The 18,150-nt window shown below is 62.4% G+C and carries 17 protein-coding genes; 9 read left to right on the top strand and 8 right to left on the bottom strand.

Going from position 1 to position 18,150, the window contains the following annotated elements; genetic code table 11:
* The first annotated feature begins 46 nt into the window (after nucleotides 1–46).
* Complete coding sequence (gene tyrS / locus LCM4573_RS13125; protein ID WP_071006743.1) at nucleotides 47–1,300, top strand: tyrosine--tRNA ligase; 1,254 nt, start codon at nucleotides 47–49, stop codon at nucleotides 1,298–1,300.
* 48 nt (nucleotides 1,301–1,348) lie between these two features.
* Here tyrS and LCM4573_RS13120 read toward each other — a convergent pair whose 3' ends face one another.
* Entirely contained in the window at nucleotides 1,349–4,738 is a 3,390-nt protein-coding gene (locus LCM4573_RS13120; protein WP_071006742.1) for a DUF3971 domain-containing protein, read from the bottom strand.
* 124 nt (nucleotides 4,739–4,862) lie between these two features.
* On the opposite strand from LCM4573_RS13120, the gene LCM4573_RS13115 reads away from it, so the two are divergent.
* The 5 genes from LCM4573_RS13115 to LCM4573_RS13095 all read left to right on the top strand — a co-directional run bounded on the left by LCM4573_RS13115 (nucleotide 4,863) and on the right by LCM4573_RS13095 (nucleotide 9,715).
* Nucleotides 4,863–5,330 carry a peroxiredoxin gene (locus LCM4573_RS13115; protein ID WP_071006741.1) on the top strand — a complete coding sequence of 156 codons (468 nt, stop codon included), beginning with the start codon at nucleotides 4,863–4,865 and terminating at the stop codon, nucleotides 5,328–5,330.
* 13 nt (nucleotides 5,331–5,343) lie between these two features.
* Entirely contained in the window at nucleotides 5,344–6,171 is an 828-nt protein-coding gene (locus LCM4573_RS13110; protein WP_071006740.1) for a ferritin-like domain-containing protein, read from the top strand.
* Between the two features lie 110 nt (nucleotides 6,172–6,281).
* Complete coding sequence (locus tag LCM4573_RS13105; RefSeq protein WP_071006739.1) at nucleotides 6,282–7,589, top strand: M23 family metallopeptidase; 1,308 nt, start codon at nucleotides 6,282–6,284, stop codon at nucleotides 7,587–7,589.
* Nucleotides 7,590–7,786: 197 nt separating this feature from the next.
* On the top strand, nucleotides 7,787–9,286 hold the full coding sequence (locus LCM4573_RS13100) for a DEAD/DEAH box helicase (protein ID WP_071006738.1): 1,500 nt from the start codon (nucleotides 7,787–7,789) through the stop codon (nucleotides 9,284–9,286).
* 6 nt (nucleotides 9,287–9,292) lie between these two features.
* Nucleotides 9,293–9,715 carry an NUDIX domain-containing protein gene (locus LCM4573_RS13095; protein WP_071006737.1) on the top strand — a complete coding sequence of 141 codons (423 nt, stop codon included), beginning with the start codon at nucleotides 9,293–9,295 and terminating at the stop codon, nucleotides 9,713–9,715.
* Between the two features lie 7 nt (nucleotides 9,716–9,722).
* Here LCM4573_RS13095 and LCM4573_RS13090 read toward each other — a convergent pair whose 3' ends face one another.
* From LCM4573_RS13090 to LCM4573_RS13060, 7 genes are read right to left on the bottom strand one after another with little or no spacing between them, the layout of a single operon-like run.
* Nucleotides 9,723–10,040 (bottom strand): TfoX/Sxy family protein, encoded by a 318-nt coding sequence (locus LCM4573_RS13090; RefSeq protein ID WP_071006735.1) that lies wholly within the window; start codon nucleotides 10,038–10,040, stop codon nucleotides 9,723–9,725.
* Nucleotides 10,041–10,044: 4 nt separating this feature from the next.
* A complete protein-coding gene (locus LCM4573_RS13085; protein WP_071006733.1) occupies nucleotides 10,045–11,679 on the bottom strand; it encodes an NTP transferase domain-containing protein in 1,635 nt (544 codons plus the stop codon).
* Nucleotides 11,680–11,684: 5 nt separating this feature from the next.
* Nucleotides 11,685–12,392: an XdhC family protein gene (locus LCM4573_RS13080; RefSeq protein WP_071006731.1), complete on the bottom strand. Its 708-nt coding sequence runs from the start codon at nucleotides 12,390–12,392 to the stop codon at nucleotides 11,685–11,687.
* Nucleotides 12,392–12,718: an XdhC family protein gene (locus tag LCM4573_RS13075; RefSeq protein ID WP_071006729.1), complete on the bottom strand. Its 327-nt coding sequence runs from the start codon at nucleotides 12,716–12,718 to the stop codon at nucleotides 12,392–12,394. Before LCM4573_RS13075 ends, LCM4573_RS13080 begins: the two co-directional genes overlap by 1 nt.
* On the bottom strand, nucleotides 12,696–13,970 hold the full coding sequence (locus tag LCM4573_RS13070) for a VWA domain-containing protein (RefSeq protein ID WP_071006728.1): 1,275 nt from the start codon (nucleotides 13,968–13,970) through the stop codon (nucleotides 12,696–12,698). Before LCM4573_RS13070 ends, LCM4573_RS13075 begins: the two co-directional genes overlap by 23 nt.
* Nucleotides 13,971–13,973: 3 nt before the next feature.
* Nucleotides 13,974–14,888, bottom strand: coding sequence for a MoxR family ATPase (locus tag LCM4573_RS13065; RefSeq protein WP_071006727.1), 915 nt, complete (start codon nucleotides 14,886–14,888; stop codon nucleotides 13,974–13,976).
* A 25-nt stretch (nucleotides 14,889–14,913) separates the two neighbouring features.
* Nucleotides 14,914–15,408, bottom strand: a complete 495-nt coding sequence (locus LCM4573_RS13060) for a flavin reductase (protein ID WP_071006725.1) — start codon at nucleotides 15,406–15,408, stop codon at nucleotides 14,914–14,916.
* Between the two features lie 175 nt (nucleotides 15,409–15,583).
* On the opposite strand from LCM4573_RS13060, the gene LCM4573_RS13055 reads away from it, so the two are divergent.
* From LCM4573_RS13055 to LCM4573_RS13045, 3 genes are all read left to right on the top strand, one after another.
* A complete protein-coding gene (locus LCM4573_RS13055; protein WP_071006724.1) occupies nucleotides 15,584–16,666 on the top strand; it encodes an ABC transporter substrate-binding protein in 1,083 nt (360 codons plus the stop codon).
* A gap of 70 nt (nucleotides 16,667–16,736) precedes the next feature.
* On the top strand, nucleotides 16,737–17,414 hold the full coding sequence (rpe, locus tag LCM4573_RS13050) for a ribulose-phosphate 3-epimerase (protein WP_071006722.1): 678 nt from the start codon (nucleotides 16,737–16,739) through the stop codon (nucleotides 17,412–17,414).
* Nucleotides 17,411–18,148 carry a DUF2259 domain-containing protein gene (locus LCM4573_RS13045; protein ID WP_083347427.1) on the top strand — a complete coding sequence of 246 codons (738 nt, stop codon included), beginning with the start codon at nucleotides 17,411–17,413 and terminating at the stop codon, nucleotides 18,146–18,148. Before rpe ends, LCM4573_RS13045 begins: the two co-directional genes overlap by 4 nt.
* Nucleotides 18,149–18,150 lie beyond the last annotated feature (2 nt).

Raw genomic sequence — 18,150 nt, 5'->3', positions numbered from 1 at the left:
GACGCCGCCTCGCAAAATCAAAAACAAGTCCTTCCAGGGATCAATCATGTCCAGGTTCAAATCCGATTTTCTCCGCACGCTCGACGAACGCGGCTTCATCCACCAGATCTCCGACGAGGCTGGTCTCGACGAACTGTTTTCGAAGGAAACCGTGACGGCCTATATCGGCTACGATCCGACGGCATCGAGCCTGCATGTCGGCCACCTCACGCAGATCATGATGCTTCATTGGCTCCAGGCGACCGGCCATCGCGCCATTTCGCTGATGGGTGGCGGCACCGGCATGGTCGGCGATCCCTCCTTCAAGGAAGAGGCGCGCAAGTTGATGACGGTCGACATAATCGAGGAGAACATCACTTCACTGAAGCACGTCTTCTCCAGCTACCTGGATTACGAAAAGTCCGGCAATCCGGCGCTCATGGTCAACAATGCCGAATGGCTGCGGCCGCTGAACTACCTGGAATTCCTTCGGGACGTTGGCCGGCACTTCTCGGTTAACCGCATGCTGTCCTTCGACAGCGTGAAGACCCGCCTCGACCGCGAGCAGTCGCTTTCCTTCCTGGAATTCAACTACATGATTCTCCAGGCGTACGACTTCGTCGAACTGAGCCGCCGCTACGGCTGCCGTCTGCAGATGGGCGGCTCGGACCAGTGGGGCAATATCGTCAACGGCATYGATCTCGGCCACCGCATGGGCACGCCGCAGCTTTACGCGCTCACCTCGCCGCTGCTGACAACTTCGTCGGGGGCGAAGATGGGTAAATCCGCATCCGGTGCCGTCTGGCTGAACAAGGATCTCCTGCCCGTCTATGACTTCTGGCAGTACTGGCGCAATACAGAAGACGGTGACGTGATCCGCTTCCTCAAGCTGTTCACGACGCTGCCGATGGACGAGATCGCTCGCCTTTCGGCTCTCGCCGGCTCGGAAATCAACGAGGTCAAGAAGATCCTCGCCACCGAGGTTACCGCCATGCTGCACGGCCGGACCGCAGCCGAGGAAGCTGCGGAGACGGCGCGAAAGACCTTTGAGGAAGGTGCTCTTTCCGAAAATCTGCCTTCGGTCGAAATTCCGGGTGCAGAGCTCGATGCCGGCATCGGCCTGCTCTCCCTCATGGTCAAGGCGGGGCTTGCCGCCTCGAACGGCGAAGCCCGGCGGCATGTCCAGGGCGGCGCGGTACGCATCAACGATGAAGCCGTCACGGACGAGCGGAGGATCGTCGGTTCGGGAGAGCTGACTGCGGATGCAGTCATCAAGCTTTCGCTCGGCAAGAAGAAGCACTTCCTGATCCGCCCTGTCTGAGCGGATCATGAATCTCATTGAAAAAGGCCGCTGTTGCGGCCTTTTTCTTTACTGGAACTCGAAGATCTGCCGGAAGACGCCCGGCGCGATCAGCGAAAGCGGATTGACTGTCAGCTTCGGCGTATCGAATGGGCCTTCCAACTTGAAGGTGATGCCGAGGAGGCCGCGATCGGTGCCATTGCCGAGAAAGATGCCGATCAGCGGCAATTCGGCAAATAGGCGGTTCAAGCCGTAAGCTGGCATGAAGGTTCCGGTCATCCCCATATTGCCGGCCGCGTCGCGCAATACGCCCTGGAAGGTCGCGCCGATCTGTTCGCCGCGCACGACACCATTGTCGACCGCGAGCGATCCGTTGCGGTAGACGAGCCGGGCAAAGCCGCGCTGGAATTTGGCCGAACTGACATCGATATCCCGCTTGACCGCCGAGTTGAGGCTGCGGCCATCCTTGCCCACCGGCGTGGACACCATGGATTGAAGCCGGGATTCATTGACGAGGGAGAAGCTGCGGATATCGATCGAGCCGCCCCAGGCATTACCCTGCTGTGCCCTCAGCCGCAGGTTCAGAAGACCGCCGCGCATGTTGTTGTAGAGGTCCATGAAGCGGGCGACAGCTCCCGCGTCTCCGCTGGTGATCGATATCGTGTTGCCGCGGCTCATCTCGCTCACGACCGCCTGTCCGCTGCCCGTCACACCGGAGAAGTCAGCCGAGGAGACCTCGCCGTCGCGAACGGAAAACAGAAGCGAGACGTTGGAAAGGCTTTCATCGCCAAAGCCGATCATCCGGTCGAGCTTGGCGCGAATGGTTGCCCTGCCGGCGTCCTCCTTGTTTCCTCCGTTATCGGCCTTCAACCGTGTGATGACCGGCCTGATATCCGCCACCGCTCCCGAGATCGAGATGTCATAGGCGCCTTTCGCCCGCTTAACGGCAACGCTGTAATCGTCTGCGGGCGAAAGCTTCACTCGGGAGAATTCCGCGGCTGTCAGTCCGTCATCGATGAGCGTCAGATTTCCGCGAGCGCCGAAGCCGTCGCCCTTCAGGTCGAAACTGCGGAGATCCGCGCGGTTACCCTCGCTCGATAGTTCGAACTTCGCCGTGGCGCCGATCCCGCTGCCCTTTGTCCAGCCAAGCCACGGCACCGAAAGCGCCGCGCGCGTCAGGTCGAGCGAGACTGCCTGCCGGCGCTCGTCGAGCCATGTCAGCTCCGCCGCGATCGTGCCCTCCACGATATCGGAAAGCCCGGGCGCCAAGCGCTCGCGCTGTTCGTCGTTGAGGGTGGCCTTGATGACCCGCTCGCGCTGGACCTTGGAAACAGTACCCACCGGCTCCACGAGCTTTATATCCGCCGGAACATCGTCGACCGTGCCCTTGACCGCGAGCCGCGCCGCCTCGGTATCGACATCGAATGTACCGGTAAGCCCGCCGAAGCGACGGCCGGAAAGCTCCGGCAGAAGGTCCACATCATCGAGATTGAGATGGGCATTCCACGTGGGCTTCGGCGGGTTCTGATTGGAAATCAGGCCGAAACGCGCCTTGACGTCCGCCTTGGCTCCGCCGGCGAAATCCTCCGGCTTGAAACCGGTGCCTTTCAGCGCGTTGAGCGGCTGGAAATTTGCCAGTTCCGTCAGGGCGTCGGCGGAGCCCGATACCTTGACGGCGAGATCGGCCATGAGCGGCTTGCTGTAGGTCGAGGCGATGGCGAAGGTACCGCCATCCACGCTCACCGCGCGTCCGGAAGGAAAATAAGACCTGGCGTTCGCGACGGAAACGTTCAGCGCCTCGCCCTTCAGATCGAAATGCCCGGCTATGTCGCGCAGCGGGGGAATGTGGCCCGGCAGGTCCAGTCGCGCGTCGGCAATATCGAAGCTGATCCGAAGCTCGTTTTCGTCGAGTTCCAGCGGGATGCCCGGCCCATGCATCCGGCCGGCCGGAATGAAGACGGCGATCGATCCGTTGGTGACAGTGCCGCCGAACATGTTTTCGGCGACCCAGGTGCGCGGGTTCCTGGCCATCCAGAACGGCCATAGCTGCTTGACCCCCGTGACCTCCATGCTCGGAAGGCGCGCGCCGAAGCTGATCTCGGGCGATTGTTCGCCGAAGCGGATCATCAGCGAGCCGGCCATGGTGCCGCGCGGACTGGAGACCAGCATGTCATCCACCTGCAGCTCGCGCGCTTCCGACAGATATCGCCCACCCGCCTTCAAATCGAATCGCGTCGGCTCCTCCGAGGAATTCTCGGCGGCAGCCACTCCGCCGCTAACCAGCAGATCGAGGCCGTATCCCGGCCGCGTCTCATTCGGGTCGAGCCGGTTGAGATCGACGACGGCTCCGGTGATCGGCAAGCTGGTCGGGCCGAAACGCGCCTGCGACTTCAATATCTCGATGGAATTCTTTGCGAAATCGTAGGCGACATTGATCTCCGCGCCGGAGAATTCCTGCGCCACACCGTCGAAATAGAACTCGCCCGCCGACTGGCGCAATACCGCGGAAATGCGCGGCTCGGAATTTTCCCTGGCGCGGACGGCGGAGAGATCGAGGTTCACAGAACCGGTCAGCCCCTCGCGCGGCGCGCCGTTCTCCATCCGCTGCAGCAGAAAGGGCGTCGCATCGAGGCCCGTCAGCTTTGCCGAAAGCGAGCTGGCCACGCCGTTGATGGCATTTGCCGTCGCGGTGAGCTGTGCCGGGCGACCGTCCAGGCTCACCTCCCCCTTGACCTCGATCACGCTCTGCTCGCTGCGCGTAACCACCAGACCGTCGACGACCAGGGTGAGCGGTTTCTCGCCGGGCGCTGCCGGGAAGACCAGGTCGATGCCCGAGATGGTCATCGAATCCGTGCCGGTTCGTTCGATGAGGCCATTGGCCTCGTCGAGGCGCTGGAAAGCCTGTTCGAGCAGAGCCGGCATGGCATCGACCCGCACCTGCGACAGGGGAACCGGATCGCCGGAGGGCAGATGCGCCATATCGATGCTGATGGCATCCGCCTCGATATGCTTGATGGAAACGCGCCCGCCGATCAGCGCGAGCGGATCGATCGCGATGCGCATGGCGCCCGCGCGGCTGAAATGCTCGCCGCTCGCCTTCTCAACGATATCCACGTCCCGCGCCTCCAGCGCAAGACGCAGGCTCGAATCGAAACGCAGCACTGTCGAGCCGACGGTCGCCCTGTAGCGCGGCCCGATCGCATCGTTGAGGGCTGTCTGCGCGCGGGCCGAAAGCGTGCTGTCCACCGCTCCGCCTTCAATGGCGAAGATCGCGCTGCCGCAGGCAAGCAGCACCAGCAGCAGGAAAAGCGCCACTATCTTGCAGGTGCGCTTCACGCGGGAGCGTGGCGCCGGGCAATGGACGATGATGGGATCCTCGGTCTGCGCAGAGGGAAGTTCATGCAGCGGAACGATTTCATCCCTGCTGAAGCTGACCCTTTCTCCGCGAATTTCCGCCATATGTTCCTGAGAATCCGGTATTACCAAGCGCGCCCAGAATCCGACCGATCTGGACGTTCGCGCGGCCACTATATATCGATTGCGGCGACAATCACTCAATATACTGGCGAAAGAAAGGAATTTGATGTCGGACTTGGCGCTCGGCGATGTGGCCCCGGATTTCTCCTTGCCCCGCGACGGAGGCGGCACCGTCTCGTTAAGCGATTTTCGCGGACGGCCGGTCGTGCTCTACTTCTACCCGAAGGACGACACGACAGCCTGCACGGCCGAATCGATCGCCTTCACCGCTCTTCTTCCCGAGTTCGAGGCAGCAGGCGCGGCCGTGATCGGCATCTCTCCGGATTCCGTTGCCAGACATGACAAGTTCGCGAAGAAGCACAGCCTATCCGTCGTCCTCGGTTCGGACGAGGAGACGGAGGTCGCCAATCTCTACGGCGTCTGGAAGGAGAAAAGCATGTACGGACGCACTTTCATGGGGGTCGTGCGCACCACCTTCCTGATCGCCGCCGACGGGCGGATCGCCAGAATCTGGCCGAAGGTCAAGGTCGCCGGCCATGCCGAAGAGGTGCTGGCTGCCGTGAAGGCTCTTTGAGGCGGAGTTTCATATGCCGGGCGAATTCACCATCACCTCGTTGCGCGGCGGTGCGACCACCGCAATCGCAAGCGCCGACCTCGACATCAAGACGCGGCTCGCCCAGGAGACCGCAACGCGCTGGTTCGAGCGCAGGCTTTCGTTGCGTTCGCCACTCGACCCGCCGCTGCTCGATCGTCCCGGACGGCCGGAAAAACCCGAGCTCGTCCCTCCCAAGGCAGTCGAGAAACGTTCGCTTCACACCACGAACGGCCGCATCGCGCTCCTGCACGCGATCGCCCATATCGAACTCAACGCAGTCGATCTGGCGCTTGATATCGTCGCGCGGTTTGCGACCGAGCCGGTGCCGAACTCCTTCTTCGATGGCTGGATGCAGGTTGCGTTCGAGGAGGCGAAGCATTTCCGCATGGTTCGTGCTCGGCTCAACGATATGGGCGCCGACTATGGGGACATGCCCGCCCATGACGGGCTGTGGCAGGCGGCTCACTCCACCCGCAACGATCTCACGGCCAGGCTCGCGGTGGTACCGCTCATTCTGGAAGCGCGGGGCCTCGACGTCACGCCATCGCTCCAGGCGAAGATGCGCGAAACCGGCGATCTCGAAAGTGCCGCGGTGCTCGACGTCATCTACAACGACGAGAAGGGCCATGTGGCGATCGGCGCGAAATGGTTCCGGTTTCTCTGCGCTCGCGAACGGAAAGATCCGGCAGCGACGTTCAAGGAGCTCGTAAGGTCCAACTTCCGCGGGTCCTTGAAGCCTCCCTTCAATGATCTCGCCCGCGCCGAGGCCGGTCTCACGCCCTCCTTCTATCGGTCGCTCACCTCCACCAGTAATGCCTGAAGTTTCGATCTATGGCGAAGGCGCGCAGCTAAGGCTTTGTTAACCTTAAAATTGTGTAATTCCGGAACCGACAGACGGTCACTCACGAGTCGATTTTCCGGGAGAAGCAGGTGGCAAACCGAACCGAAAACCGTGTTTTTGGGAAGCGGAAGCATCAGCACGTCCTCATACTCGCCAGTGGCGAGAAGATCCGACACATGACGGTTCGGCCATGGATGGCCGCGCTGACCTTCTGCTTTCTCGGCACGATGTCGATCGGCTATCTCGCCGCCACCACCTATCTCGTCGTCCGCGACGACCTGATCGGCGCCACGATGGCCCGTCAGGCGCGCATGCAGTACGACTACGAGGATCGCATCGCTGCGCTGCGCGCCCAGCTCGACCGCCTCACCTCCCGCCAGCTCCTCGATCAGCAGGTGGTGGAGCGCAAGGTCGAAAAACTTCTCGAGCAGCAGAACGCGCTTTTCTCCCGTCACGGCAAGCTCGGCTCGCTTCTCGAACGCGCGGAGGAACAGGGTCTGCAGATGCCCGAGATAAAGCAGCCTGCTATCGAGGGGACTGACGGGGAGCCGTCCGGCAAACCCCGGCAAGCCGCGCTCAGCGGCGGAATCCAGGCGATCGAGAACCTTCTGCGCGACAAGAAACCGCCGAGCGCCGCTCCGATCGGTAATGCGCTTGCCTATGCGCCTCTCAGGGAAAACATGGCCGATCGCGCCGACCGGGTCTTCTCCCAGGTCACGCTTTCGCTCAAGGCAGTCGAAAAGGAACAATTCGCCAGGATCGCCAATCTCACGACAGACGCATCCGAGACCGCCGCCGCCATGGCCGCCATCATGCGCCGCACCGGCGTCGAAGTCGAAACCTCGCCGACCTCGCCGGAAAAAGGTCTCGGCGGTCCGTTCGTCGAACCGATGACCAGCGCCAGCGCCTTCGACGCCTCGCTCAACGAACTGGATACCGCGCTCAGCAGGCTGGAAAACATGCGCGAGACGGCGCGCGCACTCCCCTTCGGCAACCCGGCTCCGGGGCGCAGCGTTACCAGCCGTTTCGGCAATCGCATCGACCCCTTCCTCGGGCGGCTTGCCCTTCACGCCGGCATCGACTTTCAAGCCGAGACTGGCGCCAGAGTGCTGAGCACCGGTGCCGGCGAAATCATCGCCGCTGGCCCCTCAGGCGGTTATGGAAACATGGTCGAGATCGACCATGGCCAAGGCATCACGACCCGCTACGGCCATATGTCCCGGGTGCTCGTGAAGATCGGGGACAAGATCGCCGCAGGCGATGTCGTCGGCCTTGCCGGCTCGACCGGACGCTCGACCGGACCGCACGTGCATTACGAGGTGAGGCGCGAGGGCAATGCCGTCGATCCGGCTCGTTTTCTCAATGCCGGCATGAAACTCACCAGTTACCTGAATTGACCAAAAGCATTACTTCGAGGGCCGGAAATATAGCCGGCTCGCCTCCATCATCATTGCGTTCACCAATATAGCTGCCGATCCGGCGAGTTTCCTTGACTTTCAGGCATTTTGGGCCTATGTCGCCGCCAGTTGTCGCGCACGCCCCGTGCATCGACCATAAGTGTTCTTCACGAACCGAAACGGAAACAGAATTCCCTTTGACCACATTTGCTGATCTTGGCCTGAGCCAGAAAGTCCTATCCGCTGTCACCGATGCGGGCTATTCGGTGCCGACACCGATCCAGGCCGGCGCGATTCCCCATGCCCTGCAGCGCCGCGATATCTGCGGTATCGCACAGACCGGCACCGGCAAGACAGCCTCCTTCGTGCTGCCCATGCTGACGCTGCTCGAAAAGGGCCGCGCCAGGGCGCGCATGCCGCGCACGCTGATCCTCGAGCCGACCCGCGAACTTGCCGCCCAGGTGGCGGAGAACTTCGAGAAATACGGCAAGAACCACAAGCTTAATGTCGCGCTGCTGATCGGCGGCGTCTCCTTCGAGGAACAGGACCGCAAGCTCGAGCGCGGCGCGGATGTCCTGATCGCAACACCGGGCCGTCTGCTGGACCATTGCGAGCGCGGCAAACTGCTGATGACCGGCGTCGAAATCCTGGTCATCGATGAAGCCGACCGCATGCTCGACATGGGCTTCATCCCGGATATCGAGCGGATCGCCAAGATGATCCCCTTTACCCGGCAGACGCTGTTCTTCTCGGCCACCATGCCCCCAGAAATCCAGAAGCTGGCAGACCGTTTCCTGCAGAATCCGGAACGGATCGAGGTAGCGAAACCCTCCTCGACCGCGAAGACTGTGACGCAGCGCCTGGTCGCTTCGCATCACAAGGATTATGAGAAGCGCGCCGCCTTGCGCGATCTCATCCGCGCCCAGGACGACCTGAAGAACGCGATCATCTTCTGCAACCGCAAGAAGGACGTGTCCGACCTCTTCCGTTCGCTCGAGCGGCACGGTTTCTCGGTCGGCGCGCTGCACGGCGACATGGACCAGCGCTCGCGCATGACCATGTTGGCCAACTTCAAGGACGGCAATATTCAGCTGCTCGTCGCTTCCGACGTCGCCGCGCGCGGCCTCGACATTCCCGACGTCAGCCACGTCTTCAACTTCGACGTTCCGATCCATGCTGAAGATTACGTCCACCGCATCGGCCGTACCGGCCGCGCGGGCCGTTCGGGCCGTGCGTTTACCATCGTAACCCGCAGCGATACCAAATATGTCGATGCCATCGAAAAGCTGATCGGCGAAAAAATCGAATGGCTGAACGGCGATCTTTCGGCATTGCCGCCTGCTGTGGAGAGCCGAGACGAAGGACGTGGCCGCAAGGGTCGCGACCGTGATAAGGAGCGCGGCCGCGGCAAGCGGGGTGATTCGGGTCAGAAGGCTGACGCGAAGAGCCGGGACAACCAGATGGACGCCGACGAGGTATTCGTGGAAGCGAGAGTGGAAAACGTGAAATCGGAGCGCAAGGCCGACAACAGAAGGCCGCAGACCGGCAACCGCAACACGCGGCCGAACCCGGCCAACGACGATCATCGCGAACGCCGCTCGCGCCATCATCGCGATCACGACGACGGCCCGACACCGGTTGGCTTCGGCGACGATATCCCCGCCTTCATGCTGATTGCCGCCAACGCCAAGGCCTGACAGCCGATGAGCATGCCCGGCATCGATTTTCCGGGCCTCGGCGTGGGCCTGGTCATTTTGCGTGACCGCAAGATCCTTCTCTACAAGCGCATGCGCGCTCCCGAGGCCGGCCACTGGAGCATCGTCGGCGGGAAAGTCGACTTCATGGAACCCGCGGAAGCGGCGGCGCGCCGCGAGGCCGAGGAAGAAACCGGGCTGGAGATCCGGCGGATAAAGCTCATCGGTTCGGCCGAACTCATTACACCATCCGACAATCAGCACTGGATTTCATTGCTTTACGTCGCCGATGAATTCAGTGGCGAGCCACGGCTGACGGAGCCGGACAAGCTTTCGGATTTCGGCTKGTTCGATCGCAGCGAACTGCCGGAGCCGCTTTCCGCCTTCGCCAAGGCAGCGATCGAGGCGCTACCCGTCGGTGGTTTCCGTTGACGCGGACTTACTTGGCCCGCATAGCGGCCTCATAGGCCAACCGCACCCATTTCGCCATGATGTCCGGATCATCGAACGCATCCTCGGGTATCGACCAGTAGGGCATCGCCACCGGCGTCTTCTTCTTGTTCTCGTAGACCCATTGACGCGCGCCGGCCTCTTCGAATTCCGGGGCACTCACCTCGTCCGCCTTGAGCAGCATCTCCCCACGCAGCTCGATCCCGACGATCAGGCCTTGGTGATAGATGCCCTTGCCGCCGAACATCCGGCGGATCGAAACCGGGCCCAGCCCTTCGAACATCTCTTCGATTGCCGCGTTATCCACAAACTTACCTCTTGAGAACCCCGCCGGCGGCCGTCACGGCTTCGGGCGTATCCACATCAAGATGTGCCGCAGGCCCTATATCAATATCGAGCATCGGCAATCCAGAACTTTCAATGAGGGCCCGCGCGCCGACATCGCCTTCGAGCCTCATCACGGCATCGAAAGTGGCGCGCGGCAGGATAATGGGATTACCGCGCTTGCCATCCGATACGGATCGGACGATCACRCCGCCGCCGGCTTCCTTGAAGGCCGAGACGAGCTTATCCAGGTGCCCCGCCGTGATGCCCGGCATGTCCGCCAGCATCACCAGCACRCCGTCGCAGGGTTTCATGGCCGGCACGGAGAACCCGGCAATCAGCGAGCTGGCCATACCGGAGGCATAATCCGGGTTGAAGACCACGCCCAGATCAAGGCCCGTAAGGCTTTCCTCGATTTCCTCGCGGCGATGGCCGACGACGGCCACGACCGGATCAAGCTGGCTGGCGGCCAGCATGGCGGCCGTCCGGCGCACGAGCGGTACGCCCTCGAATTCCGCAAGCAGCTTGTGGGGACCGCCCTGCCCCATTCGTCGCGCCTGACCCGCAGCCAGCAGAAGTCCTCCGACCGTGACGTCGTGCGGCTTGCGTGCCTTCACATCGCGCGGCTGCGGTCTTGACGGGATTTCCATCAGCAGCCCCCCGACGCCCATGCCCTGAATGTCGAATGCGGTAGGCTCTTCACCGACCAGCAGGCGGTTCAGCACCCAGTCGAAACCGTTTTCCTTCGGCGAGCGCGCACAACCCGGCGCGCCGACCACCGGGGTCTCACCGATCCGGCCAAGCACCAACAGGTTTCCGGGGTCCACCGGCATTCCGACATGCTCCACCTCGCCGCCGGCTGCTCGGATCGCGGCGGGGATGACATCGTCGAAATCGGCCACGGCCGAGGCTCCGAAGACGATGATCATCGCCCGCTCGTCATTTCGATCGCGCGTAACCTGCCGAAGCGTTTCAGCAAGCGGTTCCGTTGCGTGAGGAACTCTTCTCTCATTAATGAGCCGGCTACCGGAAATCGAAAGCCGTTGCTCCAGCAGCCGCGCGGTGCGATCCATCACGGAAGTTTTCAGCGATGGCAATTCCGTAGCCACCAATGTCACCGTACGGGGACGGTAGGGTTTCACCTCGAAGGCGGTCGACCTCGAAAGGAGACCGGTAGCGGCCCTCACCTTGTCCCGCGATACCGCCAGCGGAATGATCTTCACGGTCGCGACCATGTCACCGGTCCGCACAGGCACATGATCGGCGAGACAGGCCAGCGTGATCGCTGGATCGATGCGGTTCAGTTCGTCCACGACAGCCTTGTCCGCCACGAAGATGCCGTCGATCTTTGCATAAACGTTCACGCGGCCGGTGGTGGCCTCGGAGAAGCGCAGGTAATCCGGAGCGATCGCATTGGCGATCTCGCGGGAGGCTTCGTCTTCCAGCAGGTCATCCGGTCCCACCCTCAGCGCGACCACGCTATCGATACCCTCTCCCACCAGGGTCTCGATGTCATTGACCGTCAGCACATGTCCCTTTGAGAGCCGACCGCTGGACAGACGGATGCTGTGGGCAAGCACCACCCCTTCCGCGTTCCGAAGCTCGAAGGTGCCGAACGGCATTTCGGTCACTCCCCGGTGACGAGATCGCTGACGAGATCGCGACGGCGGAAGGCCTGGACGATCTGGGCAAGGGTGGCGAGTGCGATTTCAGCCGGCGTGGAAGCACCGATGTCCAGGCCGATCGGAGCGGCGATTCGAGCGATCTCCTCGCCCGAGCGACCCATTTCCTTGAGCCGTTCCACCCTTTTCGCATGGGTCTTCCGGCTTCCGAGCGCGCCCACGTAGAAGCAGCCGGTACGGAGTGCTTCCGAGATCGCATAATCGTCGATCTTCGGATCGTGCGTGACGGCGGCGAGCGCCGTGTATGCGTCGAGCGGGCGCTTCTTCAAGACATCTTCAGGCCAATCGGCGACGAGATCGACGCCTTCAAAGCGCTCACCCGTGGCGAAGGCCGTGCGCGGGTCGATGATGGTAAGATCATAGCCGGCAACCGGAGCCATCCGCGCCAGAGCCTGGCTGATGTGGACGGCGCCGATCACAACGATGCGCGGCGGCGGCAGATGTACGTTCAGAAAATAGGACCGGCCTTCGGCTTCGAGTGTGGAAGACTTGCCGGTGCGAAGGGCCGCATGGACAGACTCGCCCAGCAGCCCGTCGACCTTGTCTCCTTCAAGGATCACGCGTCCGTCGCCGTCCCCGAGGTCGGTTACGAGAATGGCCGCCCGGCGCGCCTGCCGCGCGGCATTCAGCGCCTTCAATGCCTGCACATCCATTAGCCAAGCCTTTCGAGATAGACCTTGATCCTGCCGCCGCAGGAGAGGCCGACACGCCAGGCGGTCTCGTCGGCTACGCCAAACTCCAGCATTTTCGGCTGCCCGGAAGCAATCACATCCAGTGCCTCGGCAATCACGGCGCCTTCGACGCAGCCACCGGAGACGGAGCCCTCGAAATTGCCCTCGCCATCGATGACAAGGTGGCTGCCGGCCTGCCTGGGGGCGGAACCCCAGGTTTCGATGACCGTGGCGACCGCCACATCGCGGCCCGCATTCTTCCACGTTTCGGCGGTGATTAGAGGATCAAGCGTATCGAGGTCGGTCATGCGGTCCTCCTGCCGAGTCGAGAAAACGTCTTGGATCGGCAGACTTTACATGTTGATCCGAAAGCGCCGCCGCAAGGTCCGCCAGCGATTGAAGATTATGAACTGCGCGAAATTCGTCCACATGCGGCAGCATGGCTCGCACTCCGCGTGCACGCGCCTCGAAACCGTCGAAGCGGAGCAGCGGATTGAGCCAGATCAGGCGACGGCAGGAGCGGTGCAGCCGATCGATCTCGGTCTCGAGCTGCTCTACCCCTTCGCGCTCCAGTCCATCGGTAATCAGCAGCACTACGGCGCCCTGCCCCAGCACGCGGCGCGACCACAGACGATTGAATTCGGCCAGCGTCGCGCCGATCCTCGTGCCTCCCGACCAGTCGCGAACCGCTGCCGCACAAGCCGCCAACGCCTCGTCCGGATCACGACGGCGCATCTGACGGGTGACGTTTGTCAGCCGCGTGCCGAACAGGAAGGTGTGTACGCGAGTGCGCTTTTCGGTCAGGGCATGCAGGAAATGCAGGAATATGCGGGTGTACTGGCTCATGGAGCCGGAAATATCAGCCAACACCACCAGCGGCGGCGGCGTCTGCTTTCGCTCCCGGAAGCGCGGAAGAATGAGGTCGCCGCCGCTCCGCATCGCCTGCCGCATGGTGGCGCGCGGGTCGATCTTCCGCGAATGCGTCGACGCCCGGAAGCGGCGGGTCGCGACTTCATCGAGCGGCAGCGCAAGCCGTGCAAGCTCCCGGCGCGCGGCGGCGAGCTCGGCCGTCGTCATCTGGGCGAAATCCATCTGCCTCAGCATTTCCGAACCGGAAGTCGTGAAGCGGGCGTCGATCTCGATTTCGGGCGGCATCTTGCGGTCCGTCGTCTCGGGCCGCTCCGCCACCAGCGCATCGGCTACACGGGCGCTGCCCGCGCGCTGCTTCTCCTGCTCGCGGCCGGTCGTTTTCGGAGACATCATGGCGATCATCTTGCCGACGAGGTCGCGCGACCGCCAGAAGAGCCGGAAGGCTTCGTCGAAGACCACCTGGTCCTCATGTCTTTTCACAAAGACGGCCGAAAGCGCCGCATGGAATTCCTCGCGGGAGCCGATGCCGATCGCATCGACCGCTTCGATCGCATCGGCGGCAGCCGCGGGACCGGTCTTCAGCCCGGCCCGGCGCAACACACGGGAAAAATAGACGAGATTGTCCGCGATCCGCCCATCGCCGGCAAGGGCCGGTGGAATGATGATTCCGTTCTCGGGCCCGTCACCCATGGCTCAACCCGCCGCTGTAAGCTCAGCTTTCACCTCGGAAAGCACGCGCGCGCCCTCGCCGCCCTGGATGCGCGCAATATCATCCTGATACTTCAGGAGCGTGCCCAGCGTATCCGCGATGGTTTCCGGATCGAGCGCGACGCGGTCGAGTTCGGTCAGCGCCGTCGCCCAGTCGATCGTCTCGGCCACGCCGGGGTTCTTGAAGAGGTCGAGCGTTCTCAGCTTCTGCACATAGGCAACGATCTGCCGCGACAGGATCTCACCGCATTGCGGCGCCTTGCGCCGGACGATTTCAAGCTCCTGCTCCGCATCCGGATAATCCACCCAATGATAGAGACAGCGCCGCTTCAGCGCATCATGGATCTCCCGCGTGCGGTTGGTGGTGATGACGACGATCGGCGGTTCGGTTGCCTTGATCGTTCCGAATTCGGGGATCGTCACCTGAAAATCGGAAAGCACTTCCAAAAGAAAGGCTTCAAAGGCCTCGTCGGTGCGGTCGAGTTCGTCGATCAGGAAGACCGGAGCCGGTTCGCCGGCCTGCCCGAGCGCCTGTAGCACCGGCCGGCGGATGAGGTGGCGTTCGGAGAAGAGGTCGCTCTCGAGCTTCTTGCGATCCTTGATGCCCACAGCTTCGGAAAGGCGGATATCCAGCATCTGCGCGGGATAGTTCCATTCGTAGACGGCTGAGGAGACATCGAGGCCCTCATAGCACTGCAGCCGGATCAGCGGACGCTGCAGCGCCTTTGCCAGCGTCTTTGCGATCTCAGTCTTGCCGACCCCTGCCTCGCCTTCGAGGAACAGCGGCCGCTTCATCTGGAGCGCTAAGAAGACCACAGTGGCAAGCGCCCGGCCGGCAAGGTAATCCTCGCGGCTTAGTAGCGCGATGGTTTCCTCGATCGAGGCGGGTAGCGGCGGCATAAGTTCTCCCTTTTTGGGAGCAAGTCTACAGAGTGCGGAAATCCCGGTCCAGATAGATGAGCGACGGGTTGTGCGGGCCGAAATGCAGCCCGACCACTTCTCCGAACATGACGAAATGGGTCGAGACCGGCTTGATGTCGACAAGCCGGCAATCGAAGGAGACGACCRCATCGGAAAGAACCGGCGCGCCGGTTACGAGCTTGCGCCATTCGCCCATCGCGAATCGCTCGTCGACGGCCACGCCGCTCAGGCCCGCAAAGGCGGTCGCCAGTGCCTCATGATGAGCGGCCAGCGAATTCAGGGCGAAGACTCCGCTCTTCTCGAAAATCGCATTGTTCTCGTTGCTGCCGTTGAGGCACACGAGCACCGTCGGCGGGTTGTCGGAAACGGAACAGGCCGCGGTCACGGTAACGCCGCGCCTGACGCCTTCATGTTCCGTGGCGACCACCTGCACATGGCCGGCATATCGCGCCATGGCATTGCGATAGAGAGCGGGCGTGAGGAGCTGCTGGTCCGTCAAAAAATTCTCCGTGGGACCGGGAAGTCCCTCAATGTTACGCCGGATATCGTGGCACCGATAGACCATTTCCAGAGCGGCGCCAAAGCTTTTGGTTTCCGGCGATATCCCCTATAGCCGATTCTCTTTGACGCAGGCGATCAGCACGCTAAAACGCGGTTAAGCAAGGGCTTAGGAAATCATGACGTTGAGACGCATCGCCACCGCCCTCGTCCTGGCATCGGCATTCGCCCACAATGCGGCATCCGCCGCGGTCATCGGCGTGGTGGCGCCGAAAAGCGGGCCATACGCCCTCCTCGGCACCCAGGTTCTGGAAGGCGCGCGTGCGGCAGCGACGGCCGGCGGCGACCGGCTCGTCGAAGTTGACGAAGCCTGCGAGACGGGAACCGGAGCGGCGCTCGCAGACCAGCTAGCGGCCGCCAAGGTCGAAATCGCCATCGGCTTTCTTTGCGTCGAGACGCTTTCCGAAGCACTGCCGGTGCTGAAGAATGCAAGCATTCCGGCCATCAGCATCTCCGTTCGTTCGAAAATCCTGATGGAAGACGCGATGCGTGGCGGCTGGTCTTTCTTCCGCATGGCGCCGGTCGAAGGCGACGAGGCGGAAACGCTTTCCGAAATCATTCTTTCGGATTGGAAAGCTCATCCGGTCGCGGTGATCGAGGACGGCACGATCTACGGCCGGGAGCTCGCGAGCGCGGTGCGCCAAAGGCTGGAGGGCGGAGGGATCACGCCGGTCTTCACCGATACGTTCCGCCCCGGCCAGGAGCAGCAGATCGCGCTGGTGCGCCGGCTTGCAAGGGCGGGCGCGACGCATGTGATGATCGGCGGCGATCGGAACGACATAGCGATTATCGCGCGCGACGCCGCGGCGGAGAATATTCCGCTGACCATCCTCGGCGGCGATACGCTGAGAGCTGCCGATCGCCCCGTTCCGCTGCGCGAAGGCGTGCTTGCGGCGGCCCTTCCCGATTACGCCGCGTTGCCAGAAGCGGCGCAGGCAGTCGCTGCCCTTGCGGCCCGGAACATAACTCCCGAGGGTTATATGCTGCCTTCCTACGCCGCGGTGGAACTCGCCCGCCACGCGATCGCCAGCGCCGCAGCAGAGAACAAGCCGCTGACGGAAATCCTCGTCGAGGCTTCCTTTCCGACGGTGATCGGCGCTATCGATTTCGATGACGGGCACGAACTCGCCGCCAATCCGCTTCAGCTTCAGGAATGGAGAAATGGGGCATTCACGCCGGTTCGTCTCTCGACCGAGTGACGTATCCTTACGATTGTCCCACTGACGAAGCGATGATAGAGCAGGCGCGAGACAGCCGGAGACCTGCCAAATGACGCTCCCCATCCGCATTGCCCCTTCAATTCTCGCCGCCGATTTTTCGAAACTCGGCCAGGAAGTGCGCGATGTCGTGGAAGCGGGCGCCGATTGGGTTCACCTCGACGTCATGGACGGGCACTTCGTACCCAATATCTCCTTCGGTCCGGATGTCATCAAGTCGCTGCGCCCCTACGCAAAAGCCTTTTTCGACTGCCACCTGATGATCTCTCCGGCAGATCCCTATCTCGAAGCCTTCGCGAAGGCAGGCTCCGACGGCATAACCGTGCATGCGGAAGCCGGCCCGCACCTGCATCGCTCGCTGCRGACCATCCGCGCTCTCGGAAAGAAGGTCGGCGTAACGCTCAACCCCGCCACACCGTTTTCCGTGCTGGAAAACGTGCTGGATGATGTGGACCTCATCCTCATCATGAGCGTCAATCCGGGTTTCGGCGGACAGAAGTTCATTCCGGCGATGGTGGAGAAGATCCGTGCCGCCAAGGCTCTTATCGGCGCCCGCCCGATCGAGCTTGAAGTGGATGGCGGCATTACCGCCGAGACGATCGGCGAAGCAACCGCTGCCGGCGCAAATGTCTTCGTCGCCGGCTCGGCCGTGTACAAAGGCGACGGCATCGAATCTTATCGAGCCAATATCGCTCGGCTGAAGGACGCGGCGGAGCAAGGGCGCAAATGATTTCGGCACTGCGATCATCGGTTATTGCCATCACGGCGGCACTCATCGCCGGCTCCGCGCCGGCTGCCGATATCGCCAGCTTTCAACCGATTGGCTTCTCTGCCGATGGAAAAGTCTTTGCCTTCGAGGAGTTCGGAATCCAGGACGGATCGGGCTTTCCCTATTCGAACATCTATGTTCTGGACCTGGAGAAGGACAATTATCTGCCGGGCACTCCCTACCGAGTTCGCCTGGATGACGAGAAAGCCACCCTTGCCGAGGCACGTCGCCAGGCTCGCGACAAGGCGGAGGGGCTCGTCGCCAATCACGGGCTTGCCGATCATCCCGGGGAAATCCTCGCGTTCAATCCGATTACCGAGATCGATACAAATCCTCACCGGCTCCGTTACCGCGACTACGCCGTCATTCCGCCTGTCGGCGAGCCGGATACGCTGACGCTGGAGGAAATTCCGCAAGCGCCAGACGATCGCTGCTCCGGCATGGTGGAGAAAATGGCGGGCTTTCGGCTGCGGATCACCGAGGAAGACGGTAAGCCCGCCGACCTGCTGATCCATGAAGACCAGAGGGTTCCGGCTTCCCGCGGCTGTGCGACGGGTTATCGTCTGGCTGGGGTCATGGGCGGCGCGGCAACGGATCGCTCGCCCTTCAAGGTCGCGCTCGTCATGGTCCTCAGCCTCGGTTTCGAGGGCTCCGACGGACGCTGGATCGCCGTCCCGGTCAAGGCCGCGCCATAGTT

Origin of the sequence: Rhizobium sp. LCM 4573 (genome assembly GCF_001854865.1) — a bacterium.
Classification (GTDB): Bacteria; Pseudomonadota; Alphaproteobacteria; order Rhizobiales; family Rhizobiaceae; genus Neorhizobium.
Note: the sequence above shows the minus strand (reverse complement) of the source record. Positions and strands in the feature narration are given on the sequence as shown.